At 54.3% G+C, this 22,464-nt stretch carries 19 protein-coding genes; 13 read left to right on the top strand and 6 right to left on the bottom strand.

Translation table 11 applies throughout. From position 1 onward, the window contains the following. Nucleotides 1-36: 36 nt before the first annotated feature. The 3 genes from E3E26_RS09350 to nuoE are packed head-to-tail and all read right to left on the bottom strand — an operon-like array spanning nucleotide 37 to nucleotide 5,156. Nucleotides 37-2,892, bottom strand: a complete 2,856-nt coding sequence (locus tag E3E26_RS09350) for an NAD(P)-binding protein (protein ID WP_167901082.1) — start codon at nucleotides 2,890-2,892, stop codon at nucleotides 37-39. A 1-nt stretch (nucleotide 2,893) separates the two neighbouring features. Next, nucleotides 2,894-4,696: an NADH-quinone oxidoreductase subunit NuoF gene (nuoF, locus tag E3E26_RS09345; RefSeq protein ID WP_167901081.1), complete on the bottom strand. Its 1,803-nt coding sequence runs from the start codon at nucleotides 4,694-4,696 to the stop codon at nucleotides 2,894-2,896. Next, the gene (gene nuoE, locus E3E26_RS09340; RefSeq protein ID WP_167901080.1) at nucleotides 4,689-5,156 is read right to left on the bottom strand and encodes an NADH-quinone oxidoreductase subunit NuoE; all 468 of its coding nucleotides are present in this window, start codon (nucleotides 5,154-5,156) and stop codon (nucleotides 4,689-4,691) included. Before nuoE ends, nuoF begins: the two co-directional genes overlap by 8 nt. A gap of 165 nt (nucleotides 5,157-5,321) precedes the next feature. Between nuoE and shyB the strand changes: the two genes are divergently transcribed. From shyB to E3E26_RS09310, 6 genes are read left to right on the top strand one after another with little or no spacing between them, the layout of a single operon-like run. Further along, on the top strand, nucleotides 5,322-6,326 hold the full coding sequence (shyB, locus tag E3E26_RS09335; RefSeq protein ID WP_167901079.1) for an NAD(P)-dependent hydrogenase/sulfhydrogenase 2 subunit beta: 1,005 nt from the start codon (nucleotides 5,322-5,324) through the stop codon (nucleotides 6,324-6,326). Next, the gene (shyC, locus tag E3E26_RS09330) at nucleotides 6,323-7,198 is read left to right on the top strand and encodes an NAD(P)-dependent hydrogenase/sulfhydrogenase 2 subunit gamma (RefSeq protein WP_167901078.1); all 876 of its coding nucleotides are present in this window, start codon (nucleotides 6,323-6,325) and stop codon (nucleotides 7,196-7,198) included. Before shyB ends, shyC begins: the two co-directional genes overlap by 4 nt. Continuing rightward, nucleotides 7,195-7,935: an NAD(P)-dependent hydrogenase/sulfhydrogenase 2 subunit delta gene (shyD, locus tag E3E26_RS09325; RefSeq protein WP_167901077.1), complete on the top strand. Its 741-nt coding sequence runs from the start codon at nucleotides 7,195-7,197 to the stop codon at nucleotides 7,933-7,935. Before shyC ends, shyD begins: the two co-directional genes overlap by 4 nt. Then, the gene (shyA, locus tag E3E26_RS09320) at nucleotides 7,932-9,179 is read left to right on the top strand and encodes an NAD(P)-dependent hydrogenase/sulfhydrogenase 2 subunit alpha (RefSeq protein WP_167901076.1); all 1,248 of its coding nucleotides are present in this window, start codon (nucleotides 7,932-7,934) and stop codon (nucleotides 9,177-9,179) included. The genes shyD and shyA overlap by 4 nt, the downstream gene beginning before the upstream one ends. Before the next feature lie 47 nt (nucleotides 9,180-9,226). Then, a complete protein-coding gene (gene pbp11 / locus E3E26_RS09315) occupies nucleotides 9,227-9,550 on the top strand; it encodes a tRNA-binding protein Pbp11 (protein WP_167901075.1) in 324 nt (107 codons plus the stop codon). 10 nt (nucleotides 9,551-9,560) lie between these two features. Further along, entirely contained in the window at nucleotides 9,561-10,403 is an 843-nt protein-coding gene (locus E3E26_RS09310; RefSeq protein WP_167901074.1) for a TatD family hydrolase, read from the top strand. Here the strand turns inward: E3E26_RS09310 and rtcA are convergent. Continuing rightward, nucleotides 10,400-11,434, bottom strand: a complete 1,035-nt coding sequence (gene rtcA / locus E3E26_RS09305; protein ID WP_167901073.1) for an RNA 3'-terminal phosphate cyclase — start codon at nucleotides 11,432-11,434, stop codon at nucleotides 10,400-10,402. The genes E3E26_RS09310 and rtcA overlap by 4 nt on opposite strands. Before the next feature lie 93 nt (nucleotides 11,435-11,527). Here rtcA and E3E26_RS09300 point away from each other — a divergent pair, with 93 nt between their 5' ends. Further along, on the top strand, nucleotides 11,528-12,118 hold the full coding sequence (locus tag E3E26_RS09300) for a hypothetical protein (RefSeq protein ID WP_167901072.1): 591 nt from the start codon (nucleotides 11,528-11,530) through the stop codon (nucleotides 12,116-12,118). Here E3E26_RS09300 and E3E26_RS09295 read toward each other — a convergent pair. Continuing rightward, a complete protein-coding gene (locus E3E26_RS09295) occupies nucleotides 12,099-12,953 on the bottom strand; it encodes a hypothetical protein (protein ID WP_167901071.1) in 855 nt (284 codons plus the stop codon). The genes E3E26_RS09300 and E3E26_RS09295 overlap by 20 nt on opposite strands. Before the next feature lie 78 nt (nucleotides 12,954-13,031). Continuing rightward, entirely contained in the window at nucleotides 13,032-13,544 is a 513-nt protein-coding gene (locus E3E26_RS09290) for a metallophosphoesterase (RefSeq protein WP_167901070.1), read from the bottom strand. 108 nt (nucleotides 13,545-13,652) lie between these two features. Here E3E26_RS09290 and E3E26_RS09285 point away from each other — a divergent pair, with 108 nt between their 5' ends. From E3E26_RS09285 to E3E26_RS09260, 6 genes are all read left to right on the top strand, one after another. After that, a complete protein-coding gene (locus E3E26_RS09285) occupies nucleotides 13,653-14,147 on the top strand; it encodes a DNA replication complex GINS family protein (protein WP_167901069.1) in 495 nt (164 codons plus the stop codon). Next, complete coding sequence (locus tag E3E26_RS09280) at nucleotides 14,147-19,525, top strand: LAGLIDADG family homing endonuclease (protein ID WP_167901068.1); 5,379 nt, start codon at nucleotides 14,147-14,149, stop codon at nucleotides 19,523-19,525. Before E3E26_RS09285 ends, E3E26_RS09280 begins: the two co-directional genes overlap by 1 nt. Nucleotides 19,526-19,593: 68 nt before the next feature. Continuing rightward, nucleotides 19,594-20,025, top strand: coding sequence for a translation initiation factor IF-2 subunit beta (locus tag E3E26_RS09275; RefSeq protein ID WP_167901180.1), 432 nt, complete (start codon nucleotides 19,594-19,596; stop codon nucleotides 20,023-20,025). A gap of 149 nt (nucleotides 20,026-20,174) precedes the next feature. Then, nucleotides 20,175-21,743, top strand: a complete 1,569-nt coding sequence (locus E3E26_RS09270; protein WP_167901067.1) for a carboxyl transferase domain-containing protein — start codon at nucleotides 20,175-20,177, stop codon at nucleotides 21,741-21,743. A 10-nt stretch (nucleotides 21,744-21,753) separates the two neighbouring features. Continuing rightward, nucleotides 21,754-22,140, top strand: coding sequence for an OadG family protein (locus E3E26_RS09265; protein ID WP_167901066.1), 387 nt, complete (start codon nucleotides 21,754-21,756; stop codon nucleotides 22,138-22,140). Between the two features lie 2 nt (nucleotides 22,141-22,142). Further along, nucleotides 22,143-22,464: acetyl-CoA carboxylase biotin carboxyl carrier protein subunit (locus tag E3E26_RS09260; protein ID WP_167901065.1), on the top strand; the 322-nt coding region annotated here is incomplete at its 3' end.

The following is a 22,464-nucleotide window of genomic DNA, read 5'->3' as shown; positions in this document are numbered from 1 at the left end:
TTTTTCAATCATCCATGGAGAGAGGTAAAAGAAAAGTCACTGGAAGAGCTCCACCGGGCTGAAGCCCTCCCTAGCCCTTCCGACCTTCAGCTCCATGTTGAAGGCGTTGGTGACCGTTCCGGCTTTCTCCGCCCACAGACCAGCAGGAAGGACTAAGACTTCACCTTTGAGCTCTCCCTTAGGCCTCCCTATTACCACGTAGGCATCGCTCTGGGGAATGCCCTTTATCCCAGCTCTCAGTAGTCCAGCGGCGTTGACGCCTTCATGCAGGATCAGCGTTGGGACTTCAAGCGGCTGAGCCGGGGCCTCGAGCACGGCTACATCATAGCCCTCCTCGACGATTTCCTTGCCCTTCAGCAGTATCTTGAGGAGCGGGAACTTCTCAACGTCGGCCTTGAGGAGAACGCGTTTCGCCTTCCTGATGTCCTCGAGGGTTGCTGTAGAGAGGCCTTCCTCGACCATCGCACCTATTGGGATGCCCTTCCTCTCAGCAAACTCCTTGAAAAAGACTATCTCCTCGTTGGTGAGCTCCGGCGTCAGGATTAATGCATAGCTCTTCTCGGCAAGGAACTTTTTGGCCTCCTCCCAGCTTACGGGCTCCCCGTTGAGGAGCGGCTGAGCCAGATCCTCGGCCCAGGGCCTTCCGAAGCGGCAGTAGTCGCAGAGGTGCAGGTTCCATGAAACAGCTCTGCTCGACGCCCTCACGAGCATGCCGTCGTAGACCTCTATATTCATCTCGCAGGCAAAGGAACAGCCGTTGCAGACCGTTGGAACGGCTTTCGTCTTCCACGGGCCGGGCTTGATGAAGGGCAGCTTCTCTGTAATCGCTCCAACCGGGCAGATGTCGATGAGCTCGCCTATGAACCTCCCGTCCATATCACCGAGCTTCTCCCCGAGGGGCGGTGAAATCATGGTCTTGAAGCCCCTGAAGAGGTAGTCCACGACTCCTTCTCCGGCTACCTCATGGGTGAAGTTGACGCACTGGCCGCAGAGGACGCACTTGTTGTTGTCAAGGGTGATCCATGGGTGGCTCTCATCAAGCTCAAACTTGTTCTGCTCTCCCTCGAAAGCATCCTGCTTCGCGTCGTAGAGCGTTGCGTATTCCCTCAGCTTGCAGCGGAAGACCTCCATACAGCCGCAGCTCATACACCGCTCTGCTTCCTTGAGCACCTGCTCCTCGGTCAAAGCGGGTTCGACTTCCTCAAAGCTTCTCCTCCGCTTTTCGGGATCGAGGAGCTTCACCTTTGCCCTCGGCTTCCTCTCCACATGCTCGTAGTCCTTCTCCGTGACCTTCTTCCAGTGGTTGTAGGGCCTCAGGTCGAAGAGAACCCGATAAAGGTCTTTGTCCTCAACTACGTCCTTCACGTGCTTTACCGGCTCCGTGAGAACGGCTTTTGCCTTCTCAAGCTTGCCTTTGAGGTAGAGGTCTATCATTATCGCGGCTCTCCTGCCCGTGGCTATGCTTTCTATGACAGTCGATGGGCCGAGAACGAGGTCGCCGCCAGCGAAGACGCCTGGAACGCTCGTCTGGAGCGTCACGTCGTCAACGATGGCCTTTCCGCGCCTTGCCTCGATGCCGAGGGCCTTTAAGAACTCTTCGTCGCAGTACTGGCCTATGGCCAGGATCACGTTGTCCGCTTTAACTCTGAAGTTCGAGCCCTCTATCGGGATCGGCCTCCTCCTTCCGCTCGCGTCCGGCTCTCCAAGCTTCATTCTGATGAGCTCTACCTCCTCGACCCTGCCATCGCCGAGTATCTTAACCGGGTTCGTCAGGAATAGGAACTCGACGCCTTCCTCCTCTGCCTCCTCCACCTCGCGCTCGTTGGCCGGCATTTCAGCCCTGGAGCGCCTGTAGACGACGGTAACCTTTGCACCGAGCCTCAGTGCCGTCCTAGCGACGTCCATGGCAGTGTTTCCACCGCCGACAACTATAACGCGCTCCCCGAGCTCGACCTTCTCGCCCATGTTTACCTTTCTCAGGAACTCTATACCGTGCATGACGCCGTCGAGGTCTTCCCCCGGAATGCCCATCTTCCTGCTTCTCCACGCACCGACACCGAGGAAGACGGCATCATACTTCTCCCTGAGCTCCTCTAAGGTGATGTCCCTCCCAAGGGCAGTGTTCGTTCTCACTTCTATCCCCGTGTTTATGACCGTCGCTATGTCCTTGTCGAGCACGTCCCTCGGGAGCCTGTAGGTTGGAATGCCATAGCGCATCATGCCGCCGAGCTCCGGCATCGCCTCAAAGATAGTAACTTCATGTCCCATCGTCCTGAGGTAGTAGGCACATGCGAGACCCGCGGGCCCACCACCCACCACCGCCACTCTCTTTCCGGTTGAGGTGGGTATTTCCGGCATCCAGGGCCCGTGCTCAAGGTCGTAATCAGCGGCAAAACGTTTGAGCTGCCTTATCGCCAGAGGTTCATCAACGAGGTTCCTCCTGCAGGCGTCCTCACAGAAGGCCGGACAAACTCTCCCAAGAACGGCCGGAAGGATGTACTTCTCCTTCATGAGCTTAACGGCCTCGTGGTACTTGCCCATCGCTATGAGAGCGAGGTAGCCCTGTACGTCGCTGTGTGCAGGACAGCCTTCCTGACACGGACCGATACAGTCACCGTAGTGGTCGGAGAGTATTAACTCCAGGGCGGTTCTCCTCATCTCGATGACTTCATCGCTGAAGGTCTCTATTTCAAGGCCATCCATAGGCTTGAGTGTGCACGAGGTCGTCACTCCCCTCTGGGTCTTCACGAGGCAGAGCCTGCACGAACCGTAGGGGTCTATCTCCGAGCCGTAGCAGAAGCCCGGCAGATGGCCGAGCTCCCTGAGGAACTCGATGAGCGGCTTCTCGGGAGGTACTTCGTAGGTCTTCCCGTCGATTTTAATCTTAACCATCTCAATCACCCCCCGCGTCGACGATCTCAATCGCGTTGAACCGGCAGACCCCGTAGCAGGTGCCGCACTTTATGCATGCCTCCTGGTCTATCTCGTGGGGCTTAAGCTTCTCGCCATGGATGGCCTTGACAGGGCAGAATATCGCACAGGCGGTGCAGCCCGTGCACCTGTCGGCGATTATTACGTACTTGATGAGCGGCTTGCACACCTTGGCCGGACACCTGCCCTCGATGTGGGCGAGGTATTCGTCCCTGAAGTAGCGGAGCGTCGTCAGAACCGGGTTGGGCGCGGTCTGACCTAGGCCGCAAAGGGAGCCAGCCTTAACCTGATACGCAAGCTTCTCCAGCTTTTCCAGATCCTCCAGCGTCCCCTCGCCCCTTGTGAACTTGTCGAGGATTTCCCACATCCTCTTGGTACCGAGCCTGCAGAAGGTGCACTTGCCGCAGGATTCTTTCACTGTGAAGTCGAGGAAGAACTTGGCGACGTCAACCATACAGGTGTCCTCGTCCATGACGACCATTCCGCCGCTCCCCATTATCGCACCGGTCGCATTCACGCTCTCGTAATCCACGGGCGTGTCAAAGAGCTCCTCTGGGATGCAGCCTCCGGAGGGGCCGCCGAGCTGGACGGCCTTAATTCTCTTGCCAGTCTTCGTGCCGCCTCCTATCTCGTAGAGTATTTCCCTCAGGGTCATTCCCATCGGAACCTCGACGTTTCCGCCGTGCTTTATCTTGCCCGAGAGCGCGAAGACCTTTGTCCCCTTGCTCTTCTCGGTGCCGATGGCGGCGTAGGCCTCCCAGCCGTGCTTTATTATCCAGGGCACATTTGCCCAGGTTTCGACGTTGTTTATGTTCGTGGGCTTGCCCCAGAGGCCCTTTTGAGCTGGATAGGGCGGTCTCGGCCTCGGCATTCCGCGCTTGCCCTCAATGGAAGCTATCAGAGCCGTTTCCTCACCGCAAACGAAAGCTCCAGCACCCTCCTTTATTTCGATGTCGAATGAGAAGCCGCTTCCGAGGATGTTCTCCCCCAGAAAGCCCCTCTCCCTCGCTTGCTTGAGGGCTATCCTGAGCCTGTGGATAGCTAGGGGATATTCAGCCCTGACGTAGATAAAGCCCTTACTGGCTCCAATAGCGTAGGCGCCGATAATCATACCCTCTATAACCCTATGGGGGTCTCCCTCAAGGACGTTCCTATCCATAAATGCACCGGGGTCGCCCTCGTCGGCGTTGCATACGATGTACTTCTCATCGCCCTTCGCCTGCCTAGCGAACTTCCATTTGAGTCCGGTCGGGAAGCCAGCTCCTCCCCTCCCCCTGAGGCCGGACTTCATGATGATCTCGATTATCTCCTCGGGTTCCATTTCAAGGGCCTTTTTGAGGGCTTCGTAGCCGCCGACGGCTATGTACTCATCTATGTTTTCCGGATCGATGTAGCCAGAGTTTTCGAGCACTATCTTCCTCTGCTTGGCGAAGTACCCGTCAATGTCCCACGTTTTCCTCTCACCGTTCTCCCACCAGTCCCTCTTGACTATCCACTCCTCTACAGGTTTCCCAGTGATTACGTGCTCCTCTATGATCCTGGGCACCTTTTTGGGTGTCACGTGGCCGTAGGTGATGATTTCGTCCTCGGTGATTATATCGACGAGGGGTTCGCGGTAGCACATCCCAACGCAACCGACTATCTTGAGCTTAACATCAAGGTTTCTCTTCTCAAGCTCCTGCTTTATGGCCTCGTAGGTCTCCCTAGCACCAGCCGCTATTCCGCAGGAGTTCATTCCAACCGCTATGGCTTTGATCTCAGACATCGAGCTTCCCCTCCTTAAGGCTCTTCACGAGCTTTCTGACCTTCTCGGGCGTGAGCTTGCCGAAGACCTTCTCGTTTATCATTATCACCGGTGCCAAACTGCAGCAGCCGAGGCAGGCAACGCGCTCAAGCGTCACGAGGCCGTCCTCTGTGGTCTGCCCTTCCTCTATACCAAGCTCCTCCGTGAGAGCCTGTGCGATGTTAACGGCACCGTTAACGTGACAGGCCGTCCCGTGGCAGATTTTAATGACGTACTTCCCAAGGGGCTCAAAGCGGAACTGGGCATAGAAGGTAGCGACACCGTAGACCCTGCTCAGGGGCACGCCGAGGTACCTCGCGATCTCTTCAAGGGCCTCCCGGGGAAGGTAGCCAAAACGCTCCTGCGTCCGCTGGAGAAGGGGTATCAGCGAGCTCGGCTCAGGATGATACTCCGAAAGATAACTCACATCAACATTGCTCATTTCCCTCCCCCCACAAGGTTAACAAAAAGTTTTACTTCAACGCTTATAAAAGTGCACTAAAGTACAAGTTTGTAACGAGGGGTTAATAACCATTTGTTTGAAAAATTCTTAAATCAGACCTTTACAAACATAAAATTGTAACCCCCATATGGGCTGGTGATACCCTTGAGATATATAAAATTGCCTTCGGAAAATTTTGAGAAATTCTTCAACTCACTTAAGGCATGGGGTAGCATCTACGCCCCCGTGAAGAGGGGGAGCATCTATTCTTTCCAGGAGGTTCAGAGGGCAGAGGAGGTTGCCCTGGACTACAACCGAACTATGCTTCCTCCCAAGAAGTTTTTCGTAAGGCCGAGGGACGAAATTCTTCGTCTGAAGAACGGGCGCTGGGAAAACGGAACCGATGCAGAGCCAATAGTGCTCTTCGGCCTCCACTCCTGTGATATACACGGGCTCAAGATTCTCGATAAGGTCTACCTCGACGAGCCCGTCGACCCGTACTACAAGGCGAGGCGCGAGAAAACCTTCATAGTTGGGATAAGCTGCATGCCCGACGAGTACTGCTTCTGCAAGAGTCTCGGCACGCACTTTGCCATGGACGGCTTTGACCTATTCCTGCACGAGCTTCCTGACGGCTGGCTCGTCAGGATAGGAAGCGTGAGAGGCCACGAGATAGTCTGGGAGAACGGTGAGCTCTTCGAGGAGGTGACCGACGAGGACTTGAAGCACTTCAAGGAGTTCGAGGAGAGGCGCGCAAATGCGTTCCAGAAGGAGATCCCGCAGGAAGGGCTCGCAGACATGCTCGATTTGGCCTACAACAGCCCGGTCTGGAAGGAGTACGCCGAGATATGCCTGGCCTGCGGCAACTGCAACATGGTCTGTCCTACCTGCCGCTGCTACGAGGTCTGCGATAAATGGATCAGCGCCTACGACGCCGTCAGAGAGAGACGCTACGACTCCTGCTTTATGGAGAACCATGGGCTGGTTGCCGGAGGCCACAACTTCAGGCCAACTAGACTCGACAGATTCAGGCACAGATACTACTGCAAGAGCTACTTCGATCCCTCCTCGGGTTACAACTGCGTAGGTTGTGGAAGGTGTGACGAGTTCTGCCCAGCGAAGATAGAGCACGTCAAGGTTCTTGAGGAGGTTAGGGGGTCGCTGAGATGAGCGAGAACCCATATCAAACTTACGATGCGCGCATTCTGGAAGTGAAGGACCTAACACCCAGGGAGAAGCTCTTCATGCTCCGCTTCTTAGACCCGGAAATTGGCGAACACTTCACATTCAAGCCCGGCCAGTTCGTCATCGTCGATATACGGGGCTTCGGTGAGTTCCCCATAAGCCTCTGCTCCTCACCAACGAGAAAAGGATACATTCAGCTCTGCATCAGAAAAGCCGGAAGAATGACCAAGTTCATCCACCAGATGAAAGAGGGAGAAGTGGTGGGCATCCGCGGGCCCTACGGCAACGGCTTCCCGATGGAGAAAATGGAGGGCTCGAGTCTAATCCTGGTCGCCGGTGGACTCGGTATGGCACCCCTCCGCTCGGTTCTCTGGTACGCGATAGATACCGGAAAGTACGAGCACGTCTGGCTCCTCTACGGCACCAAAGCCTACGAGGACATACTCTTCCGCGACGAGATAATCCACCTGCTGAAGCACGGCGACGCGGTTGGCTGCAGCGTAAAGCTCGCCTATGAGGTCGAAAGCCCCTCGTGCATCTACCTCGAGCGGGGCTTCTCCGACAGGGTGTGCAAGGGTGTCGTTACCGACCTCTTCCGCGGGGAGGAGTTCGACGTCGACAACACCTATGCCCTCATCTGCGGACCGCCGGTTATGTACCGCTTCGTCATCAAGGAGCTCCTAGACAGGAAGCTCTCGCCAGGCAGGATATACATGACCCTCGAGAGGCGCATGCGCTGCGGAATAGGCAAGTGCGGCCACTGTATAGTGGGAACGAGCACCTCCATAAAGTACGTCTGCAAGGACGGCCCCGTCTTCACATACTGGGATGCTCTCTCCACGAGGGGGTTGATATGATGGACAAGCTCAAGTTGGCCGTCTTCGAACTTACCGACTGCGGCGGCTGTGCGCTGAATATTCTCTTCCTCTACGAGAAGCTGTTTGACCTGCTCGAGTTCTACGAGATAACGGAGTTCCACATGGCGACCAGCCTAAGTGAGGGGAGCCACTACGACGTGGCCCTCGTAACCGGAACGGTCTCAAGCCAGCGCGACCTGGCGCTCCTCAAGGAGGCAAGAAACCACTCCGACTACCTCATAGCCCTCGGAACCTGCGCAACGCACGGCTCGGTTCAGGCGAGCGTCGAGGGGAGCATAAGGGAGAAGCTGAAGAGGGTCTATGGAGACGAGGGCAACCCGATGAGGGCGCTGGACTCGAAGCCCGTCGTTGAGTACGTCGCCGTTGATTTTGCCCTCCCAGGCTGTCCCTACGACAAAAACGAGGTCTATCAGGTTCTGATAGACATAGCCAAAGGCATTGAGCCGGTAAAGAAAGACTACCCCGTCTGCGTCGAGTGCAAGCTCAACGAATACGAGTGTGTTCTCGTGAAGAAGGGCCTCCCCTGCCTCGGTCCGATAACCTACGGCGGCTGCAACGCTGCTTGTATACGCTCCGGGCTGGGATGCATAGGCTGCCGCGGGCCGTTGCCCGGCGAGGTGAATCCTGCAAGCGAGTACGAGATACTCAAGGATCTGGGCTACGATGACGACTACATCATCAGGAAGTTCAAAACCTTCGCGAGGTGGGAGCCATGATAATCGAGTTGAGGGAGTTCACGAGAGTTGAAGGCAACGGCAAAGCCGAGATAGTTGTCGAGAACGGTGAAGTTAAGGACGTCAGGCTCAAAATCGTTGAAGGGCCGCGCTTCTTCGAGCTGCTGACTTTGGGAAGGCATTACTATGACGTTCCAGACTTGGAAGCGAGGATATGCGCCATATGCTACCTCTCACACAGTGTCGCCTCGGTTCTGGGCATAGAGAGGGCCTTCGGAGTTGAGGTTTCGGAGGAAATCCAGCTGCTAAGAGAGCTCGGCCTCATTGGTGAATTGCTGGAGAGCCACGCACTCCACCTGTACCTGCTCGTTGCTCCGGACGTTTTCGGCTATCCTGACGCGATAAGAATGGCGACCAAACACGGCGAGCTAGTGAAGGAGGGATTAGCTCTAAAGGCATTTGGAAACAGGATAAGGGAACTCATTGGAGGAAGGGAGATCCACGGCATAAACGTTAAACCCGGTGGATTTGGCAGGTATCCGACGGTTGAGGAACTTGAAAACATCGAGAGGGAGAGTGAAGCCCTCCTGAGACTCGCGAGGAGAGCGGTGAGGCTATTCGCTTCGCTCGAGCCCTACGGTGAAAAGGCGGAACACTTCGTCGCGACGGACGGCTACCTATGGGGCGACAAGCTGATTTCCGATGAGAATGGCTCTTTCCACTACATGGAGAGAATAGAGGAACGCTCGCTGGTTTACAGCTTCGCAAAGCAGAGCCGCTATAAGGGTGAGCCCTTCTTCGTTGGCGCACTGCCGAGGCTCCTGCTCAAGGCGGAGATGCTGACGCCCACAGCGAAGAGGCTCTTTGAGGAGCACAGAGAAAAGCTCGTCACGGGTTACGTCAGCTACAACAACCTCGCTCAGGCCATAGAGCTCGTCTACGCGCTTGAAAGGGCGGGAGAGATAGCAAAGAAACTCCTCGACAAGGGCATAAAGGGGGAAAACGTTCCCGTTGAAGTCAAAGAAGGCGAGGGCATAGGCTACGTGGAAGCGCCGAGGGGTGTCCTAATACACCACTACCTCATTGACTCTGAGGGCAAAATCGCCTACTCGAACATCATAACGCCCACGGCTTTAAACCACGCTATGATGGAGGCAAGCCTGTTCAAGGAAGCGAGGGAACTCTACGGAGAGGCCGACGAGGGGGCACTCATCCAGAGGCTGGAGGAAACGGTTAGAGCCTTTGATCCATGCATTTCCTGCTCGGTGCACATCGTGAAGCTTTAATCGGCAATCTTTTTATTTCTCCTCTTCAATCCCTTTCGGGGGAGAGCATGGGATTCCTAAGCAGACTGTTCGGTGGAAAGAAGGAAACCGACAGTGAGGAAATTCAGATAGTCTCAAGGAAGCCGGTTGGAAAGTTCCATGTTGAGAAGGTCTTCCACATCATGGGACGCGAAACCCTCGTGGGGACCGTGGAGAGAGGAGTAATCTATCCCGGCTACAAGGTGAAGGGAAAGAAAGCCGCAGTGATTTACAGGATAGAGAAAGGTAGAAAGGCTGTGGATTTTGTCGTCGACGGAGACAAGGCTGCACTCATTCTCGAGGGAAGTACTAAAGCGAAAGAGGGAGATACCCTTGAAGTCTATCAGTCGTGAGGTGAGGGAAATGATAATCCTCGATGACCACTTCCACGTTGATCCTTTCAAGGGCCTGTTTCTGGAAGCTGTCAAGCAGTTCCACAGAGCTGGCGGGACTCACCTGATGGTGGTCTACAAGACGGCCCACGACTACGGCTTCCCTGGAATGAGCGCAGAGGATTTCATCAAAGCCATGGACTTCCACATTGAGCTTGTGGAGAAGATAAACAAAGAAACACCTGTAAAAGCATACGCCGTCGTCGGCGTCCATCCAGCAGAGTTCGTCTACCTTGCAGAGAAAAAGGGCCTCGAATATGCCAAGAACGAAGTGATGAAGGCCTTAGAATACGCCCAGAGGCTCTGCCTTGAGGGGAAAGCGGTAGCGATAGGCGAGATAGGCAGACCCCACTACGAGGTTCCGCCCGAGATCTGGGATGCGAGCATCGAGCTGATGAAGTACGGCATGGAACTGGCCAAGGAAGCCGACTGCGCGGTCCAGCTCCACACGGAGAGCTTCGACGAGGCCAAGTTCCGCGAGCTGGGCGAGATAGTTAAGGAGGTCGGAATAAAGCCGTACAGGGTCGTCAAGCACTTCTCGCCGCCGCTGGTGAAGATTGCCGAGGAAGTCGGTGTCTTTCCGAGCATAATCGCGAGCAAGAAGAACATTGCCGAGGCCATCAAGCAGGGCAACCGCTTCATGATGGAGACGGACTACATAGACGACAAACGCCGTCCCGGAGCCGTTTTGGGACCGAAGACAGTGCCGAAGAGGACAAAGGCCTTCCTCCAGAACGGCCTGTTCACGGAGGAGGACGTTTACAAAATTCATGTGGAAAATCCAGAGAAGGTTTACGGGATGGAGATGCCTTAAAGTTCGGCCTTTCTCACAACCCTCACCCTTCCAGGCTCTCCAACCTCTCCCTCCACCTCGAAGATCTTGCCCAAAAACTGCTCCACGACCCAGACGTTCGTCACGAGGTGGTTCGTTATCTCGGCAACTTTTATCTCGCCTCCTGCAAAGGCTAGGAATGGTACCAGCTGGTCGCCGAGGAATCTATCAACCGCGGCCCTGCTCGTCAGCTGCTCCAGAAGCTCGTCCGCCGCTTCCCTGCCCACTGCTTCAGCGGGCTTTCCGCGCTTTCCTAGAGCGTCTCCACTGAGTCTCAAAACGTCCGTCTCGGCCCATACCACTATCCCACTACCCGGCCCGAGGGAACGCGAGACTTCTTCATATATATTAATAGGAACATCGTAAAACTCACTCAACCTCTCCCTAGCGGCCTTCGCCTGCCTACTCGCCACGTGCTCTGGGAGGTTGGTAGCGTGGCTGATGCCACCAAATAGCTCTATATGCCTCCACTCCAAAGCAACCAGCGGCTTTCTCTCCTCCCACGGCTCGACCCTGCCGACCACCAGTCCGCCGCCTTTGGGATAGTGTCCCCTGCGCTTGATTTCAATCTCGGCTCTTAGTCCCATTTTTTCCAAGGCGAAAAGGGTAACGTGCCTGAGGTAGTCCACCGGCGGCGACCAAGGGACGTCGGTTCCGCCCCTTATCTCGAAGCTCCCACCGATGAAAGCCATCGCCGGAAGCAAAGCCTGGAGAACGAGGGTTATGCTCCCGGCGGTCTTTATCGGTACGCGGATGTGCCTCGGCCTAGCCCTGCCGGGGTAGAACTCGAGAACCGTCGAGCCAACCTGGGCCCCCTTAACCTCAGCGCCGCTCAGCTCCTTCAGAGCCAAGATGCCGTGCATGTGCTGGGGCCTTAAACCCGGGTTCGGCCTGTTTATCCTGATGTTGATTATCTTGAGGGGCTTTCCAGTGAGGACAGATAAGGCCACGCTCGTCCTCAGTATCTGACCACCACCCTCGCCGTAGGAACCATCTATGACTATCATACTCATGCTTTCTCACCATGACTAAATTCCCGGCTTGGGCTAAAAAGCTTCACCCAAAAGGCTTTTACAATTGAAAACCGAATTCACAACGGTGGAAGTATGGACGAGCTGGAGTTCTGCCTGAAGAGCCTAAGTTATCCCCTTGGGATGCTCCTTGAGAGGTTGGAAAGAAGAAACGGCAAAGTGGTAACTGTCTCAAAGGAAACACTCACCCTCCCGGAAATCCCCTTCGTGGTGAAGTGCTACTTAACAGCCGTAGCGCTCTTCGAGAGCCTCGACATTGTCGATAAGAAGCGCCTGAGCGACGACTACAAGGCCATCGAGGAGTTCAGGCTCAAGATACTCCACTCGAAGCTTGGGGAGGGTGTTGCCGAATACCTCACCGACCCGGGGAGATACCTCCTGATCAGCGAGCACTTGGCGATAGACTGGCTCGAGTTTGAAAGGCGGGAGGAAAAGGTTAGGCCATACCTCGAGCGGCTGAAGGAGCTCAGAAATGAAGTGAAAGAGCGCTCAGAGTTTCTTAAGAGGACAGACTTCTTAGAAGAGCTGGGCGTTGACGAGGGTCTGCTCTTAAGATATCTCGCTGAGGATGAGAAGTTCAAAGAGCTAATAAACGCCGCACTGGGCAAACATAACCCAGAGTTCAAGGCCATGGTGGTTCGCTACTTCAAAGCTCTCCGAGGTTGAGTCTCACTGCGAGCTCCAGAGCATCTTTTTCGCTCAGCCCCTTCTTTTCCATCAGAGCCCTAACGAGCTTTGCGAGGGCTTCAACGTTTCTAAGGTTGAGCCTCTCGGGAGGATAGCTGAGGAAGTGTCGAGAATCGACATCGAAGCCAAGCCGTTGGGAAAGCTCCGCCGTGAACTCCTCAACGGTCAAGGGTGGAAGTCTTAGAACCACCGGGAAGTCGAGAGGTGCGTATTTTTTCAAATCTTTAGTCTCGACGATGAGGGGGTAATCCCTCTCTCCGCTCAGGAGTTCGACCACTCTCTCAACCGGCGGCTCCCTGAGGAGAAGTGCATTTTCCGGGAGGAACTCCGACAGCTCAACCCCACGGAGGTTCTCGACAACGGCATCGAGTCCAAGAGAAAGGGCTTCAAGCTCGTCCACAGGTCCCCCTATTTTGACCCTCCGGGATTCCTTGGTGGCAGTTGCAGAGGCTATCCTCTCGTAGAGGGTCTCGCTGACGAGGGTGAACTGATAGAGCCTCTCAATGTTCTCCAGGTAGAGGACGCCGTTCGAGAGTAGCTTAAGGCCGAGCCTCGCGAGGGCGGCGCTGAGCGAGCCTTCCGTCTTTGTCGTTATGACCTTTCTCTCCCCGACTTCCTCGTGGCCGCGGCTGACGAGGCGGTAGTCCCCGGGAAAGAGCCCCCTAGCGTTGAAGAACTCTTCCAGGGTTTTTTTCGCTATCTCCTCGCTGACCGCGTAGACCTTGATGAACTCGACGTTCTCCCCTCTGTCCACGCCTATTAAGACCACCGCATCGTGCCTTTCCCGGGGAACTAAAACATCTTCCATACTCATCGCCAGGCTGTTCTCCTGATTCTATCCTCCAGAGGTTCTTCAAAGGCGCTCGTCAGAGACGTTCGTTAGAGACGCTCGCTAGAGACTCATGACCCCGAGCAGTTCACCCGTTTCAATGTTCACTATTCTGACTTCCCTCTTCCTCGTGTCCAGCAGTGCAACGCTCTTAATGCCGGTAATGTAACCGCAGACCTCACCGGGATTTATCAGTATCGTCCTGCCATCCTCCCTGATCTCATAGCGGTGCGTGTGGCCAACGACTACAACGTCGTAGAGCCTGCTCCTCGCCAGGGCCCTCACTATCCTCTCGTCCGTACCGTGGGTGACCGCTATTTTCATACCATCAGCCTCGATTTCAGGTATCTCGTCGGCTATTCCCAGCACTTCGTGGAGGCCCTTTTTCTCGCCATCGTTGTTTCCGAAGACTCCCTTAAGAGGGGCTTTGAGCTTCTTGAGCTCCCTCGCCACGAACGGCGCCACGTAGTCGCCAGCGTGAATCACCAGCTCGACGTTCTGCTCGTTGAAGAACTCCACAGCCTTCCTTACCGCCGGAAGGTTATCGTGGGTGTCGCTCATTATCCCTATCAGCATGCTCCCACCGGGTTAATTTTGGGAGGCTGAGCTTATAGCCTTAACCCACCCACAGCCATAAGGTTAATAGACCCAAGGGAGTAGGCATACATTCGAGAGGGTGATGTCATGTTCACAGGGAGGGCAATAATAGCCGTTAAAATCCTCCGCCCCTTCGGAGACTGGAACGCCGGCGATATAGTGCTCATCGAGGACTGGAAAGCGAAGGAGCTGTGGGAAGCGAGGATCGTGGAGGTTATCGATGAGACCGACAAGGTTATAGGCGAGATAGACAGGGCAATAGCCGAGGAGAGGGAGAACGAGCCCCTCATGCCCCTTCCGGCCGGCCTCTACGAGAGGGCGGAGTTCTACATGTATTACCTCGAAAACTACGTCAGAATGAACGCCGGAGATAACATCGAGACTATAAACGTCAAGCTCACCAAGCTGGCCAACCTGAAGAAAAAGCTTGAGCACCTCAAGGCTATACGCTTCAAGAAGATACTCAACTCCGTCATGCTGAGGCCGAACAGCCTTGAGTTGCTCTCCAGACTCTCCCCCGAGGAGAGGAGGATATACCTGCAGCTGTCGAAGATTAGAAACGAGTGGCTGGGTGAGGGCTGATGGACAGGGAGGACATGATAGAGAGGTACGCGAGATTTCTGCGTGAGTACGTCGATGACAACGGCAATGAGGTTTATCTGAACAAGCTTAAAGACCTGCTCACGGTTACCCCAAGGCGCTCTCTCTCGATAGACTGGACCCACCTCAACTCCTTTGACCCCGAATTGGCGGAAGAACTTCTCAAAAACCCCGAAGATAGCATTTTGGCTGCCGAGGATGCCATCCAGATAGTCCTCCGCGAGCCTCCCCTTTTGAAGGAGGAGGAGTTTAAGGTTCACGCGAGGTTTTTCAACCTTCCAAGGACGCTCCTCGTTAAAGAACTCGGCAGCGAGCACATAAACAGGCTCATACAGGTTGATGGAATCATCACGCGCGTGAGCGAGGTCAAGCCATTCGTTGAGAAGGCCGTCTTTGTCTGTAAGGACTGCGGCAACGAGATGGTAAGACTGCAGAGGCCCTACGACAACATAGTCAAGCCGAGCAAGTGCGACGCCTGTGGGTCAAGAAACGTTGAGCTCGACGTCGAGAAGAGCAGGTTCATCAACTTCCAGAGCTTCCGCCTCCAGGACAGACCCGAGAGCCTCAAGGGTGGCCAGATGCCGAGGTTTGTCGATGCAATCCTCCTCGACGACCTCGTTGATACCGCCCTGCCAGGCGACAGGGTTCTCGTCACGGGAATACTTCGCGTAATTCTCGAGCAGAAGGATAAGCGGCCGATATTCAAGAAGGTTCTCGAGGTCAACCACATCGAGCAGCTCAGTAAGGAGATAGAGGAGCTTGAGATTACTCCTGAGGACGAGCAGAAGATAAGGGAGCTGGCAAAGAGAAAGGACATCGTTGATGCTATTGTCGATTCGATAGCCCCGGCAATCTGGGGACACAAGACCGTGAAGAAGGGCATAGCTTTGGCGCTCTTCGGTGGCGTGCAGCGGGTTCTCCCTGACGGAACGAAGCTGAGGGGAGAGAGCCACGTTCTGCTGGTTGGAGACCCGGGTGTTGCGAAGTGCGTTGATTATGACACCCAGGTTGTTCTGGCCGACGGGAGCTTAGGGGAGATAGGTGAGCTTGTGGAGGGGGCAATTAAGAGAGCCAAAAAAGAGGGAACCCTCGGCAGGGTTGACGACGGCTTCTACGCTCCAATAGACCTTGAGCTTTACGCTCTAGATGCCAAGACGCTCAAAGTGAAAAAGGTGAAGGCTAACATAGCCTGGAAGAGAACCGCGCCCGAGAGAATGTTCCTCATAAGGACCGCGAGCGGAAGGGAGATAAGGGTAACACCGACTCATCCATTCTTTGTCTTTGAGAATGGGCAGTTCAAGACAAGGAAGGCTGAGGAACTAAAAGCGAGCGACTTTATAGCAGTTCCACGCATCATTCCGATTGCTGGGAAACCTACTAGGCTTTGGGACATTGAGATAGAAAAGCCCAAAACTGCCAAGAGCAGGTTAAAGCTTCCTGAATTTGCGGACGAGGAGTTCTGGTATGTTATCGGCCTACTGGCCGGAGAGGGCTACGCACAGAACAGAAACGGTAGCGCTACGATATTCTTTACGAACAACGACGAAAAGCTGATTCAAAAAGTCTACGAATACTTCAGAAAGCTCGACCTTAACCCAACGATTAGAAAGCCTCATAGAGGTAAATCGGCGAAAGAGGTTTACGTGAGCAGCGTTGAGTTCTTCAGATTGTTTAAACGTCTTGGAATCGCGGAGAACTCTTCAAAGAAAAAAGTACCATCCCAGATATTCTCCGCAAGGTTGGAGGACATCAAGGCGTTCCTTCAGGGTTACTTTGACGCAGAGGGGACAGTTGATAGAGCCAGACCAAAAATCACAGTGGTTTCAGCATCGCTGGAACTCCTGAGAGGTGTCCGGCACCTTCTTTTGAGGTTTGGAATAAAATCACAGCTGCACGCGACAAGAAGCATAGCCACAAACGGAAAGATGAAGGAGGCAAAAACGTACTACCGCCTGGTCATAACGGGCAAAGATGTCATAAAGTTCGGAGAGACCATCGGCTTTGGAGTTGAGGAGAAGGCAAAACTCCTCGCAAAGGTTACCAACGGGATAAAACTGAACACCAACGTTGATGTTGTTCCGGGCGTCTCGAAGCTGCTCAGAGAACTCCGTGAATCAGCGGGACTAAGACAAAAGGACCTAGGAATAAACCGCTCCACTTACCTGCACTATGAACGGGGGGATAGGCTGCCCAGCAGGGAAAAGCTCAAAATCGTCGTTGAAACACTGAAAGAGAAGTCGCCTGATGTCCCCAAAAAGCTCAAAGTACTTGAACTGCTTGCGGACTCCGATATCTTCTGGGACAGAGTCGTCGAGGTCAGAGAATACAAGCCAGAGCATCCGTGGGTCTACGACCTCCAGGTGCCGGAGCACCACAACTTCATAGCCAACGACATCTTCGTCCACAACAGCCAAATTCTCCGTTATGTTGCTAATTTGGCACCGAGAGCGATTTATACGAGCGGTAAGAGCTCATCGGCGGCGGGTCTCTGTGTTGCGCCCGATTCGATAGTAGTAACCGACGACGGTGCCCTTGAGATTGGTCTCCTCACGGAGTGCTGGATGCGCGAGAGTGGGAGCATTGAATACTCTGAGGGGATTGAGTATTCGCCGTTCCTCGGAGAAACTGTTTCGATAGAAAAAGGACGCACCGAACAGGCCCCATTGAGCAGAGTATGGCGGCTGAAAGCACCTGAGAGACTCATCAAAGTAAAGACAACAACCGGCAAAGAGCTTATCTTAACCCCAGAAACAAAGCTCAGAACCATTGAAAAAGGCACCCTCAAGTGGATTAAGGCGGAAGACATCAAACCGGACACGTACGTTGCCACCGTCCGCAGAATAGAAGTTCCCAAAAAGCGTATTACAGTCCTCGAATTGCTGAGCGACCTTGATGAGCTTGTCATATGCGGAATCAAGGATAAAGTCAGGGAACTGATTGAGAGAGCCTGCAAAAACCTCGGAGTAACCAAGAGGGAACTCGCAAAAAGACTCGGGGTTAGTGAGGACGCGGTGTACTACAACTGGGTCAGCCAAAACGCCAGGGGCAACATCAGAATGAAGCATCTTCGTGAGCTGATCGAACTCTCCGAGGCCAGTTGGGAAGAGATAGAGCCTGAATGCGTGTCCCTGCAGGCTGGAACTGGAATCAAACTCCCCAAGTACGTGGACGAAAGGCTCGCCTACTTCGCCGGACTCATTGCCGGAGATGGAGATGTTTCAAAGTCTGGATGGGGAGTTTCAATAAGGTTCTCCAACGGCAGTGAATCCATGAGGAAGAAGTTCAAGTCGCTCGCCAAGGAACTGTTCGACATTGAGGCAAAGGAAAGCAGACAGAGTAACCGTGTGCCAGCCGTAAGGTTCCACTCAAAGATAGTTGCCCATCTTCTTGAAAAGCTCGGCATTCCTCCCTCCCCAAAGTCATCACACCTCGACATTGCCCCACAGCTGATGGTTGCTCCAGAAGAAGTTCTCGCGGCATTTATACGAGGGCTCTTCGACTGCGACGGAACGGTCGTTGTACGCGAAAAGGGCTCCTCGTACATCGAGCTTGATACTACCAGCGAGAGACTCGCCAAAAAGCTCCAGCTTGCCCTCCTCCGCTTCGGAATCGTCTCGCACTTGAGAAGGCGCAGAGGGGCAGGTGCAATCTCAGAGATCAATGGAACGCAGGTAGTTTCAAAACACGACCGCTGGGAACTGAAGGTTTACGGGGAGAACATCATCAAGTTCGCCGCGTTTATAGGTTTGGAGCATCCAGAAAAAGCAGAGAAACTTGAAAAACTCGTGAAGGCGCTGCAAGAATCTAAAACAGACACTAACGTAGATGTTGTCCCCGAAGTGGGAGGGTTGATAAAGGAAATCAGAGAATTCTACGGGCTAAGCATAGAAGAAGCCTACGGCTCAAACTTCGGAAGCGCGGTAGAGAGAGGAAAACCGATATCACGGAGAGCGCTTCAAAGGGTCGTTGAAAGACTAAAGGAGAGAACCGATATCTCGAAGATTCCCATAGAGTTACCGAACAAACTTAGGCTCAACATTGGACACCTGATTAAACCCGAAGAGCTTGGGATGACCTATGCCGAGTTCTACGAGCTCTTTAGGAGAAAACGGTCAAGGGCACTTCCGTATGACCTCCTTGTAAAAGTGGCAAAGATCATCAAAGAGAGGGATGAAACGACTTACAGAGAAATTGTTTGGACCCTCAGCGAGATTTCCGGAAAGGAGGAGCGTATCAGAGCGAAGCTCTCAATCCTCGAGGAGATTGCACATTCAGACGTCCTGTGGGAGAAGGTTAGGAACATTGAAGTTATTGAAAGCCCCTACAAATACGTCTACGACCTAACAGTCGAGGGCTCCCACAGCTTCATCGCCAATGGCTTCATCATCCACAACACGGCCGCAGCCGTCCGCGACGAATTTACAGGTTCGTGGGTTCTGGAAGCAGGTGTCCTAGTTCTCGCAGATGGCGGATTTGCCCTAATTGACGAGTTCGACAAGATGAGCGACAGGGATAGGAGTGCCATACATGAGGCACTCGAGCAGCAGACAATCAGCATCTCCAAAGCGGGCATCACAGCGACACTTAACGCCAGAACGACAGTTATAGCTGCTGCCAATCCGAAGTACGGCAGGTTTAACCGCCACAAGTCCCTCCCGGAGCAGCTCGACCTCCCGCCGACTCTGCTGAGCCGTTTCGACCTTATATTCCTCCTGCTGGACGAACCGGACGAGAAGATAGACGCATCTATAGCCGAGCACATACTTAAGGTCAGGAGGGGAGAGGCCGAGGCAGTAACGCCCAAGATACCCTACGACCTGCTCAAGAAGTATATAGCCTATGCGAGGAAGAACATCCACCCGGTTTTGAGCAAAGAGGCGATGGACGAGATAAAGCGCTACTACGTCCGCATGAGGAAGGGCTTCAGAAAGAGCGGTGAGGACGAGGGAGTGCAGCCGATTCCGATTACTGCGAGGCAGCTGGAGGCACTCATACGTCTCAGCGAGGCCCACGCGAGAATGCGCCTGAGCGAGACCGTGACGAGGGAAGACGCCAGAGCGGCGATACAGATAATCGAGGAGATGATAAGAAAGATAGCGACCGACGAGGAGGGAACGCTGGACGTTTCGATCCTCGAGGTCGGCAAGAGTTCCAAGAAGATAAACAAGATTGACAAGCTCATAGACATCATCAAGAGCCTTGAGAGTGAGGGCGAGTTCGGCGCACCGGAGGACAAGGTCGTGGAAGCGGCGAAGCAGGCTGGAATTGGAACGGAGAACGAGGTAAAGAAGCTCATCAGCGACCTCAAGAGGGACGCAAGGATATACGAGCCGAGGGCCGGCTTCTACAGGGTGCTCTGATTTTCTCCATTTTCCCCACGCCAAAAGGTTATAAACGGCTCTGCATACCTTAAGTGGAGGTGAGGAAAGTGAGCGAGAAGAAGGTTGACTTTTACGATTTCGAAGGCTTACTCGATAAGGCTTACGAGGAGCTTCCCGAGAACGTTAAGCATCACATCTCGAGGTTTGAGGTTCCCGCTGCCATAGTCACGATAGCCGGAAACAGGACTATAATCGAGAACTTCATGGACATAGCCGAGGCCATGAACCGCGACCCGAACCATCTCCTCAAGTTCATCCTGAGAGAGGTGGCAACGGCCGGAACACTCGAGGGAAGAAGGGTTGTCCTCCAGGGACGCTTCACACCCTACCTGATAGCCAACAAGATGAAGAAGTACCTCAAGGACTACGTTATCTGCCCGGTCTGCGGCTCACCAGATACCAAGATCATCAAGAGAGGACGCTTCCACTTCCTCAAGTGCGAGGCCTGTGGTGCAGAAACTCCGATACAGCACCTCTGAATTCTTTCTACCCTTTTCTACTCTACTCCTTTTGCGGCTTTCAACATTTGAACATTTTATCACCCTTCCAGCACGCGGTGGAGTAAAAACCCTTTTAAACTTTACAAACTACAACCACCAGACACTCTCAGCTGTTAGGGGGAGTTCTCATGAGCATGGAGGAAAAGGTTAACGAGCTGTACGAACGGAGGAAGAAGATTCTTGAGATGGGCGGCGAAAAGGCCGTCGAAAAGCAGCACGCTAAAGGCAAGCTCACAGCGCGCGAGAGGATCGAGAAGCTCCTCGACCCGGGAAGCTTCGTCGAGATCGGCATGTTCGTCAAGCACAGAGGAACAGAGTTCGGTCTCGACAAGAAGGAACTGCCCGCGGATGGTGTCATCACCGGCTATGGAACCATCGATGGAAGGCTTGTCTTCGTCTATGCCCAGGACTTCACTGTCATGGGAGGTTCCCTCGGCGAGATGCACGCTGCCAAGATAAAGCGCATAATGGAGCTCGCCCTTGAAGCGGGAGCACCGGTAATAGGCCTCAACGATTCCGGCGGTGCAAGGATTCAGGAGGGTGTGGATTCCCTCAAGGGCTACGGCGAGATCTTCAAGATGAACACGATTCTCAGCGGTGTTGTGCCGCAGATCACCGCAATTATGGGTCCCTGTGCCGGAGGAGCGGTTTACAGCCCGGCGATAGGAGACTTCATCCTCATGGTGGACAACCCGTCGAGCTTCATGTTCATCACCGGCCCGCAGGTCGTTAAAGCTGTCACGGGCGTCGAGGTTACGCCCATTCAGCTCGGTGGAGCCATGGTTCACGCCCAAAAGAGCGGACAGGCCCACCTCATAGGAAAGAGCGACGAAGAGGTTCTAGCGTTGATAAGGCGTCTCATGAGCTACCTGCCGTCAAACAATATGGAGAAGCCGCCGCGCGTTAAGACAAGCGATTTGCCATTCAGGAAGACCGAGAGCCTGTACTCCATAGTTCCGGACGACCCGAACAAGGGCTACGACGTCAGGCAGGTCATCTACGAGATAGTTGATAGGGATGAGAACGGCAATCCGGACTTCCTGGAGATTCTGCCCTACTTCGCCCCAAACGCCGTCGTCGGCTTCGGAAGGATGAACGGACAGACGGTTGGTATAGTTGCCAACAACCCCAACTACTTCGCGGGCGTTCTTGACATAGACAGCTCCGACAAGATAGCGCGCTTTGTGAGAACCTGCGACGCCTTCAACATACCCATCGTCACGCTTGTCGACGTCCCCGGCTACCTGCCGGGCACCCAGCAGGAGTATGGTGGAATCATCAGGCACGGAGCCAAGGTCCTTTACGCCTACTCCGAGGCCACCGTCCCGATGGTAACCGTCATTCTCAGGAAGGCCTACGGTGGCGCTTACCTCGCAATGGGAAGCAAGCACCTCGGTGCCGACTTCGTCTTCGCCTGGCCGACCGCGGAGATAGCCGTTATGGGGCCAGAGGGAGCGGCCAATATCATCTTCAGAAAAGAAATTGCAGCGGCAGAGAACCCTGAGGAGGTCAGGCAGCAGAAGATACAGGAGTACAGGGACAGGTTTGCCAACCCATATGTAGCTGCCGCGAGAGGATACATCGATGATGTCATAGACCCAGCCGAAACGAGGGCAAAGATAATCCTCGCCCTCGAGGCCATGGAAAGCAAGCGCGTCAAACTCCCGCCGAAGAAGCACGGCAACATACCGCTGTGAGGTGTGAGACATGGTAACAATGGCCGAGTTCATGGAGGGCCTCAACATAACCGTCCTCGGAGTGACGGTGGTCTTTGCCGTCCTCACCATTTTAGCTTTAGTCCTCTACTTCGTCGGCTGGCTCGAGAGGAAGCTTATCGAGAGGGAAACTCCGAAGGAAGCTCCTATCCCGGCGAAGGTCGAAGAAGTACCAAAAGTTGAGGAAGCGAAGCCGGAGATACCGCCGAGAGATCTGGCAGTTATTACCGCAGCTATTTTAGCATATACTGCCGAGAAGGCAGCCCAGCTGAGGCCTTTACCCTTCAAGAGGAAGGTTTCTGACTCATGGCGCCTCTACGGCATCCAGACAACTATGGAAGAGGTTGAGGACTTCAACTACGAGATAGGGAAGTGGTAAAGATGGCGAAGGTTAAGGTCATCGTTGATGGTGTTGAATACGAGGTCGAGGTTGAAGAGCTTGGAATGGGCCGCTTTAAGGTCTCCTTCGAGGACAAGAGCTACGAAGTCGAGGCAAAGGGCCTCGGAATAGATCTGAGCGCGATAAGCGGGCCGACAGCTGCCCCGGCCACCGTCAGCGCTCCCTCCGTTCCAAGTGCTCCCGCTCCTGTTCCGGCGCCAGCAGCGCCGACTCCAGCGCCAACAGGTGAGGGGGTTGTAACTGCTCCAATGCCGGGTAAAATTCTTAGAGTACTCGTTAAAGAAGGCGATCAAGTCAAAACCG

Source organism: Thermococcus sp. LS1 (assembly GCF_012027395.1).
In the GTDB taxonomy this organism is placed as follows: Archaea; Methanobacteriota_B; Thermococci; order Thermococcales; family Thermococcaceae; genus Thermococcus.
Note: the sequence above shows the minus strand (reverse complement) of the source record. Positions and strands in the feature narration are given on the sequence as shown.